The 10,581-nt window shown below is 48.6% G+C and carries 9 protein-coding genes, 2 tRNA genes and 1 rRNA gene; 3 read left to right on the forward strand and 9 right to left on the reverse strand.

What is annotated here, in order from left to right:
• Positions 1-181: 181 nt before the first annotated feature.
• Positions 182-664, reverse strand: a complete 483-nt coding sequence (locus E2I14_RS18880) for an SRPBCC family protein (protein ID WP_133331462.1) — start codon at positions 662-664, stop codon at positions 182-184.
• A gap of 92 nt (positions 665-756) precedes the next feature.
• Here E2I14_RS18880 and E2I14_RS18885 point away from each other — a divergent pair, with 92 nt between their 5' ends.
• Together E2I14_RS18885 and E2I14_RS18890 are read left to right on the forward strand one after the other, a co-directional pair.
• Positions 757-2,799: a UvrD-helicase domain-containing protein gene (locus E2I14_RS18885; RefSeq protein ID WP_133331464.1), complete on the forward strand. Its 2,043-nt coding sequence runs from the start codon at positions 757-759 to the stop codon at positions 2,797-2,799.
• A 104-nt stretch (positions 2,800-2,903) separates the two neighbouring features.
• On the forward strand, positions 2,904-3,476 hold the full coding sequence (locus E2I14_RS18890) for a TMEM165/GDT1 family protein (RefSeq protein WP_133331466.1): 573 nt from the start codon (positions 2,904-2,906) through the stop codon (positions 3,474-3,476).
• A gap of 125 nt (positions 3,477-3,601) precedes the next feature.
• Here E2I14_RS18890 and E2I14_RS18895 read toward each other — a convergent pair whose 3' ends face one another.
• The 5 genes from E2I14_RS18895 to argS all read right to left on the reverse strand — a co-directional run bounded on the left by E2I14_RS18895 (position 3,602) and on the right by argS (position 8,418).
• Positions 3,602-4,405, reverse strand: a complete 804-nt coding sequence (locus tag E2I14_RS18895) for a helical backbone metal receptor (protein ID WP_133331468.1) — start codon at positions 4,403-4,405, stop codon at positions 3,602-3,604.
• 2 nt (positions 4,406-4,407) lie between these two features.
• Positions 4,408-5,190 (reverse strand): SDR family oxidoreductase, encoded by a 783-nt coding sequence (locus tag E2I14_RS18900; protein WP_206105685.1) that lies wholly within the window; start codon positions 5,188-5,190, stop codon positions 4,408-4,410.
• 88 nt (positions 5,191-5,278) lie between these two features.
• Positions 5,279-5,956, reverse strand: coding sequence for a thiol:disulfide interchange protein DsbA/DsbL (locus E2I14_RS18905; RefSeq protein WP_133331470.1), 678 nt, complete (start codon positions 5,954-5,956; stop codon positions 5,279-5,281).
• Between the two features lie 13 nt (positions 5,957-5,969).
• Complete coding sequence (locus E2I14_RS18910) at positions 5,970-6,602, reverse strand: SPOR domain-containing protein (RefSeq protein ID WP_227544827.1); 633 nt, start codon at positions 6,600-6,602, stop codon at positions 5,970-5,972.
• A gap of 85 nt (positions 6,603-6,687) precedes the next feature.
• Complete coding sequence (argS, locus tag E2I14_RS18915) at positions 6,688-8,418, reverse strand: arginine--tRNA ligase (RefSeq protein WP_133331472.1); 1,731 nt, start codon at positions 8,416-8,418, stop codon at positions 6,688-6,690.
• A gap of 111 nt (positions 8,419-8,529) precedes the next feature.
• Here argS and E2I14_RS18920 point away from each other — a divergent pair, with 111 nt between their 5' ends.
• Positions 8,530-9,429, forward strand: coding sequence for a recombination-associated protein RdgC (locus E2I14_RS18920; protein WP_133331474.1), 900 nt, complete (start codon positions 8,530-8,532; stop codon positions 9,427-9,429).
• A gap of 647 nt (positions 9,430-10,076) precedes the next feature.
• Here E2I14_RS18920 and E2I14_RS18925 read toward each other — a convergent pair.
• The 3 genes from E2I14_RS18925 to rrf form a co-directional block, all read right to left on the reverse strand.
• Positions 10,077-10,153 (reverse strand) — tRNA-Asp (locus E2I14_RS18925).
• A gap of 35 nt (positions 10,154-10,188) precedes the next feature.
• Positions 10,189-10,264 (reverse strand) — tRNA-Val (locus E2I14_RS18930).
• Between the two features lie 196 nt (positions 10,265-10,460).
• Positions 10,461-10,573 (reverse strand): 5S ribosomal RNA (gene rrf, locus E2I14_RS18935).
• Between the last annotated feature and the right edge of the window lie 8 nt (positions 10,574-10,581).

Raw genomic sequence — 10,581 nt, forward strand, 5'->3', positions numbered from 1 at the left:
CATCAGCCCGTTTTACCCCGCGATTTCTGCGGGAGGCGAACTATAGCAAAATCCCACCGAACTCCGCAAGGGTTTTTTTTAAAATAATTTGTACCGCGCAAAAACAACCGCTTGGACTTTGTTGAACGCCAAAGAAAAAGGCGCGGCTCGCGCCGCGCCTTTGGACTAACGAACTGCTCAACTAGGTAAGCAAATTATCCAACCGCCCAATATCGTGCATTTCGCGTAAAGTTTTGACCATATCGATATCCGCGGCTACATAGGCCGAGCGGCGGTAATCGTTGTATTCGGCATTTTCCAAATCTTCTGCCTCGGTGTTACCGGTGTCGTAGGTGAATCGTATAAACAAAGCGCCCGGCGCTGGCTCCTCGATGGTCATCCGCATGCTGGACTCGGGAATTTCACCTTGGCGATAGACTTGGTAATGCACATAATTAAGAAAATCAAACTGCACTCGATCGTTGATTTTCAATTCACCGAACTGCAGAGTACGCTTTAAACTATCGAGATCGCGTGCAGTAATTGTGCAAGAGTCTAGGTAAGAAATAAACGTCTTAGGAAATTCTGCCCGCAGCACTAGTCCATTCCAAAGCTGCTCTCTTGTCATCTGGGTAACAAGCGGGTTTTTGAGGTCATTAATTTCGATAAGATGTTCAAATTTCATAATGCTGTCTTAGAAGAATATGTTTCAGTGTAGAACATTTTAGTCGCTACGTTACAATGATAAGTTCTTAACGCCCACCAACACTCTAAGCAATGTCTTCTAAACACGGTCTTAACCCGCCACAGCGCGATGCAGTTGATTACCTTGACGGGCCGTGCTTGGTATTGGCTGGTGCTGGTAGCGGCAAAACCCGCGTCATTACTCAAAAGATCGCCAATCTGATCGAGTTGCACGGGTACGAGGCCAAGCATATTGCGGCACTGACCTTCACTAACAAGGCTGCTGCCGAAATGCAGGAGCGGGTTGCCAAACTATTACAGCAGCCGCGACAAGCCAAGCAACTCACGATTTCGACCTTTCACTCGCTGGGCGTGAAGATTCTGCGTCAAGAAGCCAACGCGCTGGGCTTAAAAGATCGCTTTTCCATTATGGATAGCGATGATTGCTTTTCCATCGTGCAGGATTTGGCGGTCACTACCGACAAACAACTGATCCGCCGCATCCAGAGTTCCATGTCCTTGTGGAAGAATGCCTTAACTTCACCCGAGGTCGCACTGGCCCAAGCCCAAGACGAGGACGAAGCGCAAGCAGCGCGGATTTATCGTAGTTACGTCGCTACGCTTTCTGCCTATCAGGCGGTGGACTTTGACGATCTGATTCGGTTGCCGGTCGAACTATTTAGGAACAATGAAGCGGTCAGGGATAAGTGGCAACGTCGCTTACGCTATTTATTGGTCGATGAATATCAAGACACCAATACCTGCCAATACGAGTTGGTTAAGTTGCTCGTCACAGGCATTGGCAAGAAACCGCTGTTCACCGCCGTGGGCGACGACGATCAAGCGATTTATGCTTGGCGGGGTGCAACGATTGAAAATCTAACCACGCTGCAAGTCGACTTCCCCGATTTAAAAATTATCAAGCTGGAACAAAACTACCGTTCGACGACGCGCATTTTGCAAGCGGCCAATGCGGTGATTTCCAACAATCCGAAACTGTTTGAAAAATCCCTCTGGTCAGAACACGGTTTAGGCGACCCAATCACCGTCACCGCCATGCAAGACGATGAACAAGAGGCTGAACAAATCGCGATTTTATTGTCGTCACACCGTTTTGATCGGCAAGCGCAATTTTCTGATTATGCGATTTTGTACCGCGGCAATCACCAAGCGCGGATTATCGAATTGGCGCTACGCAAAGAACGCATTCCGTACACAATTTCCGGCGGCCAGAGTTATTTCGATAAAGCCGAAATTAAAGACATCATCAGTTATCTGCGCTTGGTTGCTAATCAAGACGATGATCCGGCGTTTATCCGCGCCATCACCACACCCAAACGCGGAGTCGGTCTGGCGACACTCGAAGTGCTGGGAGAATTCGCAGGGCAATGGCAATGCTCGTTATTTGAGGCCGCATTTAAAGGTGGTTTGGAAGCCAAACTCCCCGAACGTCAATTGCGCCCATTGCGCGAATTCTGCACGTTCATTCAACGTCTGGAAGCACGCGCCGCTAAAACGAATGTCGCCAATGATAGCGCGGCACAGGTGTTGGACGACATGATGAAAGAGATCGATTACGAAGCCTATTTATACGATTCATTCGACGACCGACAGGCACAAAATAAATGGCAAAACACGTCCGATTTCGTGAGCTGGCTGAAGGAGAAAGGCAGCGGCGGTAAAGACGGCACCGATCCTGAAAAAAGCCTACTCGATTTAACCCAAATGGTCGCCCTCATGACAATGTTGGAAGGCCGCGACGAAGAACCGGATGCGGTGCGCATGTCGACTTTGCACGCTTCCAAAGGCTTGGAATTTCCGCATGTGTTTTTGATTGGCGTGGAAGAAGGTATTTTGCCGCACAAGGGCGACCCCGACGCGCCGTTCGATACGCTCGGCGCGCGGATTGAAGAAGAGCGCCGCCTCATGTACGTCGGCATCACTCGCGCGCAGCGCAGCTTGCACATTACGTGGTGCAAAAAGCGGCGCCGCGCACGAGAAAATATTCATTGCGATATGTCGCGTTTCATCAAGGAAATGAAATTAGACGAAGGCGATGCCGCGCCGACCGAAGCCGAAATCATTACACCCAAAAATCGTTTAGCGAATTTGAAGGCGTTACTCAGCCGCGATTAAATTGCTGGATTTGTTGGCCGCTTAGCACGTTATAATTCGCCGTTTTTTGGCGCGACCAAATTAACAGCACCCGCCTATTAACTACTTACTAAATAGCAATCAATATGGAAGCATTTTTCGTCTCAGTTTTTGCAATTGCCATCGGTGAAATCGGCGATAAAACTCAGTTACTCGCTTTATTGTTGGCGGCGCGCTTTAAACGCCCCTTACCAATCATCGCGGGAATTTTATTTGCGACCATAGCAAATCACTTATTAGCCGCGCTGCTCGGACATTGGGTCGCAACCCATATCCCGGCTGACATTTTGCGTTGGGCATTGGGACTATCATTTTTAGTCATCGCAGCCTGGACACTAAAGCCAGACGAAATGGATGACACCAAAATCGACTACGGCAAATACGGCGTATTTGCGATTACCGTCGTCACTTTCTTCTTGGCCGAAGTCGGCGACAAGACGCAGATTGCAACCATGGCGTTAGCGGCAAAGTATAACGACATCGTGATGGTAGTCGCTGGCAGCACGTTAGGTATGATGATCGCCGACGTGCCTGCTGTCTTTTTGGGTAAGATCGCGGCGCCTAATTTTCCGTTTAAGTATGTACTCTGGGGCGCCGCAGCAGTGTTTGCCGCCTTAGGATGCGCGGTACTGTTTGGCTTGGGTGATGGCCTGATCTAATTAACAATGTGAATAACCTTGGGGATAAGCTGGGGTTAAGCCATGTTTTTACGACTGATAAGTCGGGGATAAGCTGTTCATAGCTAGTCCAGTTCTGTGGATAACGCAGTTAATCACTAACTAACTCAACGCTGTGCTTGCACTAGTTCGCGCAAGTAAGTTAAGCCTGCAATCGACCGACTTCCATACCAAGAAATCATTTCGCCATCCAATAGCAGCACCGGTTTGCCGGTCTGCTGCTCGAGCGCATCGACGTATTGTTCGGTAAACCGATACGGCTCCGATGACAACAGCACCAAATCCACCGCATCCACTATGGCTTGCGACCATTCAAAAACCGGGTAGCGTTTCGTCCCAACTTCCACCGTATCCCAACCGATTTGCGCCAACATCGCCGCAATATAAGTTTGCTTGGACACTGTCATCCAAGGGTCTTTCCAGATGCAGTACAACACTCGCTGGCGGATCAATGGTTGCGGCAAACTGCACTGCAAGGCATCCTGCACGGATAAAAATTGCTCGGATAATTGTTTTGCCCGTTCGGGCACATTAAAGATATTTCCCAGTAAGGAAAACAAGTCCAAATTATCTTGCGGTGTTTGCGGGTGAGTCACGATGACATGAGGAATAAACTCAGCCAATTGCTCGACGCAGGGCTTTTCATTTTCATCAATGTTGACTAGCAAATGGGTAGCATTTAAGCGTCGGATTTTTTCAATATTGACGTCCTTCGTCCCACCGATTTTAGGAATATGTTGCACGACTTCGCTGGGATGAATGCAAAATCCAGTGCGGCCCACCAAGTAAGGCGCGAGTCCAAGGTCGCAGATCAGTTCCGTGATTGACGGGACTAAACTGACGATGCGCGGAGCACTCGCGCTAGCATTCACTATCTGATGTTGGTTGCCGACGGCGTCAGTCAAAAACATAGTTACTCCTTGTTTGCAGCCCTAGCTTTATGTGGCGCTTTGGAGAATGCGAGATCAAAGGCCCAATTCGGCAACAGACGTAATAATTTCGCCACCCACCCCATTTGCCACGGAATGATGCGGTACGAATCGCCGCTAGCTATCGCTGCAATCGCACGCTGGGCGAATTTTTCAACCGGCATTAAAAACGGCATCGCGTATTGATTCACTTGCGTCATTGGCGTATCGATATAGCCCGGGCAAATCGTCACCACCTTGATATCACTAGCGCGCAATTCAACCCGCAACGATTCGCAATAACTAATCACCGCCGCTTTCGATGCACTGTAGGCCTCAGCGCCCGGCAGTCCGCGAATTCCAGCAACGCTGCCAATGCCGACTAAACGACATGATTGCATTGCTGCGCGGTTTTTCATATCGCTAATAAAAGGGGCGAAGGTGGCGACGGTGGCCAACAGGTTAGTTGCAATGACTTGCTCAAAGATAGGGATATCTTCGGTAAATTCTGACAAGGTTCCCATGGAAACCCCCGCATTAGCGATCACAATATGCGCGCCGCCGGTCGCCTGAGTAAAGGCTCGAGCAGCACCAGCCAGCGCAGCATGATCGGTGACATCCAATGGATAAATAAAATGCTTCTCTGAGTTAGGCAAGCTTTGGCGCAATTGCTCTAGCACTTCTTTGCGTCGCGCCACCAGGCCGAGCACCGCGCCCTGCTGCGCGTATCGTCGAGCCAACTCCGCGCCTATCCCACTGGATGCGCCGGTGATAAATACATTTTGCATTATTGCTCCGAGAAGAGGCGTTGAACTAATTAGTCGCGTACAAATAAAAAATCCGTCTCGCAAGACGGATTCGAAGCGCTTACATGGATTATTTTTTAAAGCCGTGTTCTTTTTGGGCTTTTAAAACTAAGGCATCCAATACCGGCAGCATATTACGCGCGCCTTCCAATTCAGATGTGCGTGGAATAGCTTGCTGCAATTGGCTCGGGGCTGTCATGTAATGACCATCGACGAATACTTGCGGCACGAATTCAATTTTATAAGAAGCCGCTAACGCTTTGGCGCGAGCCATTTTTGATTCCACGCCAAATGACTTCGAAATTTCTAAGTACTTCAACTGATCGACGCCATTTTTCACTACGAAATTGACCATGTCTTGATCAGTGCGCATAAATACGCGCTCTGTGTGAATTGCACGGAAAATTTTGCTGTGCAAGTCTTCCAGCTTACCCATGATTTCTAACGTGTAAAAAAGGCGTTGCAGTGGTTCGGTACTTTTATCAAACGCGATAGGAACGCGTTTAAATGAAATCGCGGCACCCTGCTTCTTCACCCATTCAGTAATGAGCGGGTCGAGCACGTTGCAATGCGGACAGCTATAAAAGAAAAATTCAGTCACTTCAATTTTTCCGACGGAATCAGTTTGTTGCGGCTGCGCCAGAACCACATATTCTTTGCCGACTTCAGGGTTAGTTAAACTGGCAAACGCCGAAACAGAAGCGCAAGCCAAAATGAGTGCTGCAGCGGTGCTTTTAATAATTTGCATTTTTCATCAACCTTTATTTAGGAGTTTTTATAACAGCGACATCAATATTATTTTCCGTCAATTTACTACGCATCCGATTCATCGTATCCAACTGGTCAAACGGACCGACGCGCACTCGAAACAGATTGTCGCCTTCAGCGCCCTTTTGAGTCACGTGTGCCTCAACTCCAATCAAGGCCAGCTTAGCGCGAGCACTTTCGGCGTCAGACGAATCGCGGAAAGCGCCAACCTGCAAATAATAGGATGCCTTTTGCTCCGCATCGTTCTGGGCGATGATGCTCTCGATTGTTTTAGGCGCTGCTTTCGGATCTTGCTTAACTTCGGTCTTTACCTCTGGAACACGCGCAACGTCTGCTGGCGCAGCCGAATTGGGAGCGCTCGTGTCAGGCGGTTTCACAGCTAACGTTTCTTTGACTGAATTGCCATACAGCGGCTTATTGGGGTCGGTTAATTGCACCGGCGGGGTATCGCCGTTCTTGCCAGCACCTAATTTATTGGTGAATGGCGTGGACGTTTTGGTGATCATTAATGCGACAACTACCGCGATCGCCAAACCGATTACGAGGCCAATAATAAGCCCCAATAATGTCCCGCCAACTTGCGTTTTATTTGACTTAACCATAGCCATAATTTGCGTACTTTTCATAATTTTTCTGTTTGCTGCATCGCTGTGCAATGAGCCAATCAGAAGGTTGATCAGTGAATTTATTCCCGTCTTACATTGGTGATGTCTACATTTTTGCCGGCGCAGTGACGCCAATTAATCCTAATCCATTTTGTAAGACCTGCTTGGTTGCCAATAACAGGGCAACACGCGCTTTCTTTAGTCCTTCATCTTCCACCAAAACGCGCTCTGCATTGTAATAGCTATGCATCTCGCCTGCTAATTCACGCAGATAAAACGCGACTTGGTGCGGGCCCAGTTCATCTAAGGCGCGCTCTAAGCTTTCCGGATATTCAGCTAATTTCGCCAACAAACTGGCCTCACGCACAGCAGTTAGTGGGGACAAATCAATTGTTGATTTTTGATTTAACACATCCGTAACAAGGTCAGCGCCTACTTTTTCTAGCACCGAGCAAATACGGGCGTGGGCGTATTGCACGTAGTACACCGGATTCTCATCGGAACGCGCTAAGGCCACATCCACATCAAACACAAATTCGGTATCTGCTTTACGTGAAATCAAGAAGAAGCGCACCGCATCGCGACCTGCGTCGATGTCTCCGTTGCCCGACCATTCAATCAAATCACGCAGTGTGACGTAAGAGCCAGCGCGCTTGGATAATTTAACCTCCGCACCATCTTTCATCACCGTCACCATTTTGTGCAAGATGTAGTCGGGATAGCCTTGCGGAATGCCCATTCCCACCGCTTGCAACCCGCCGCGCACACGCGCAATGGTGCCGTGATGATCGCTACCTTGAATATTGACTGCTTGCTTGAAGCCGCGCTGCCACTTGGTGATGTGGTAGGCGACGTCGGGCACAAAGTAGGTGTACGTGCCATCCGACTTTTTCATCACGCGGTCTTTATCATCGCCATAATCGGTGGTGCGTAACCAAAGCGCGCCATCTTGCTCGTAGGTTTTGCCAGAATGCTGCAATGCTTCAACGGCAGCGTTGACCTTGCCGTCGGTGTACAGCGAAGTCTCTAAAAAGTAATGATCAAATTTCACGCCAAACGCTTGCAAATCGATGTCTTGTTCGCGCCGTAAATAGCACACGCTAAATTGGCGAATCGAGTCGAGATCATTGGCGTCGCCGCTGGCTGTGACGGTAATCGAGTTTGCCGATGCATCGCTGGATGCGACGGTTTTTTTGGCTAAGAAGTCCTTAGCGATTTCAGCAATATATTCGCCGTTATATGCCGATTCAGGCCATCCATCTTGCCCAGGCTGTAAGCCGCGCGCACGCGCTTGTACCGATAACGCCAAATTACCGATTTGAACGCCCGCATCGTTGTAATAAAACTCACGAGTTACCGCAAAACCTTGTGCAGTCATCAGCGACGAAATTGCATCACCCAGTGCAGCTTGACGTCCATGACCAACGTGCAATGGGCCGGTTGGGTTGGCCGACACAAACTCGACTACCACCGGCGTATTTGCGCCGCGCGTGCTGCGACCAAATTGATCGGCTTGTACCAAAATTTGTTTAACTACCGCTTGTTTGGCAGAATCTTTGACACGAATGTTGATAAATCCCGGGCCTGCGATTTCCGCGCTCGCCAACACGTCGTCAGGCTGCGCGACTAATGCCGCCACAATTGCCTGGGCCAATTCGCGCGGATTTTTCTTTAACGGCTTGGCAATTTGCATCGCAATATTACAAGCGATATCACCATGCGCTGGATCGCGCGGGCGTTCAAGAGTTACCGTTGGCGAAAGTTCACTACCAGCTAACAGTGGCGTGATGGCAGCGTGAATAAGAGCAATAATGTGTTGTTTTTGTTGAGCAAGCATAGTCAGTCCAGTGCAAAAGTATCTCGCATTATACTGTGTCGAGACGTGTTTGAAAGCAACGGTTAACTTGTTCGGACGTGTAGAATAGAGGATTTTTACATTGGCTTAATTATGTGGTTCAAGAACCTGCAAATCTACCGTCTACCGACACCATGGAACGTCGACATTGAGCAATTGACATCCCAACTCGCAACGCAAGCTTTTCAACCGTGCAGCAACTCCGAAATGCAAAGTCAAGGCTGGATTGCACCGCGCGCCAATGGTGGTTTAGTGCACGTCGTCAATCGCCAGCTACTGCTGCAATTGTCCACAGAACGTAAATTATTGCCAAATAGCGTCATTAATCAGGTGACAAAGGCCCGCGCCGCCGAAATTGAAGAGCAACAAGGCTTTAAACCCGGTCGCAAATTATTAAAAGAAATCAAAGAACAAGTTAGTGAAGAACTCTTGCCGCGCGCATTTAGTATTCAACGTTCGACTGCAGTTTGGATTGATCCTGTCAACGGTTGGGCAATCATCGACGCATCGAGCCCAGCACGAGCTGATGAAGTACTTAAATTATTGTTGAAGTGTGTAGATAAATTCCCGATCGAACTGTTGCGAGTGAATCTTTCGCCATTAGCAGCAATGACCGATTGGTTGGCGGGCAACGAAGCTCCAGCGGGCTTTACGATAGATCAAGACACTGAATTGCGCTCGAGCGCGGAATCGAAAGCAACAGTGCGCTATGTACGCCACTCACTCGACCCAGTTGAGGTAGCAAACCATATTTCGAGCGGCAAGCAATGTACTAAATTAGCGCTGACTTGGAACGACAAAGTGTCGTTTGTGTTGACCGAAAATTTAGCGATTAAACGGATCAAAGCGTTAGATGTATTAACCGAAAAGTCAGAAGCGCAGCATGAAGATGAACGTCTTGATGGTGATTTCGCCTTGATGTGCGGTGAGCTGCATCAATTATTGTCGGATGTGGTGTTAGCTCTGGGTGGAGAAGCGAAAGCTGCTCAATGAGTTGAGTTGCTAGTTCAATCGATTCAGTTTAAAAGGCCTGCGATTGCAGGCTTTTTTATGGTCAATAAATGTGGCCTTTATTGTGAGCGGAAAAATAGAAATGAATCATTTCAGTAGGCAAACATAGTGATTGCGGCATGTCCAGCTATCGAATGCATTTTTTAGTTAGTGATATACGCTTTGCACGCCAGATTCAAAGGTGCTGGGCTATTTCATTGGATTACCCATAGGCACATCGATTCGGTTTGCGCCGTTACATAGGCGGATGGAGTCCTTAACTCCAGAATGAAGAATGTCCTCATTTGCGGGCTGCTTGTGCTTCGGCGTCACGGAGGAGATACACCCATATGCTACGAATCACTGATTAGCGCATAGGCAAATCTATCTGAGTCCTACCGATTCACGCATAGGCGAGTGGCTCCGATTCCCGCTCAATTTCACGCAGGTGGATTTCTCCACTCCACAATTAAAATATGTCCAACAATCCAGAAAGTTTGTATTTCGACGGACTGAATAGCACTATCAAACGCTTTGTAGGCCGCCGATTCGCTCATAGGCGAATCGCTTCGATTCCCGCCGAAATCTACGCAGATGGATTTCTCCAATCCACAAATGAAAAATGCCCGCTGTGCGGGCATTTTATAATTTGGCGGAGTGGACGGGACTCGAACCCGCGACCCCCGGCGTGACAGGCCGGTATTCTAACCAACTGAACTACCACTCCAACACGTTAGTCTGTGTTTCATTTTTTAGTTTATCTGGTGGGTGCTGAGAGGCTCGAACTCCCGACCTACGCCTTGTAAGGGCGCCGCTCTACCAACTGAGCTAAGCACCCATTTCATTGCTTAGTCAGACAAACTAATAACGTATGTCATTACGTTAGGGACAACATTATATTTCAAACTTCAATGTTTAGGATAATCACTAAACAAACACTTCAAAACTCACTACTAAAGCAGAGCCAAAAACAACGGCTCTCACTTTTAAGTAAAACCCCCGCTAGGTAAGTAGCGGGGGTTTTAGGGATAACAGCCTGACGATAACCTACTTTCACACTGGTTGCAGCACTATCATTGGCGCAGAGTCGTTTCACGGTCCTGTTCGGGATGGGAAGGGGTGGGACCAACTCGCTATGGTCATCAGGCATAACTG

The organism is Sapientia aquatica (assembly GCF_004358105.1).
GTDB lineage: Bacteria > Pseudomonadota > Gammaproteobacteria > Burkholderiales > Burkholderiaceae_D > Solimicrobium > Solimicrobium aquaticum.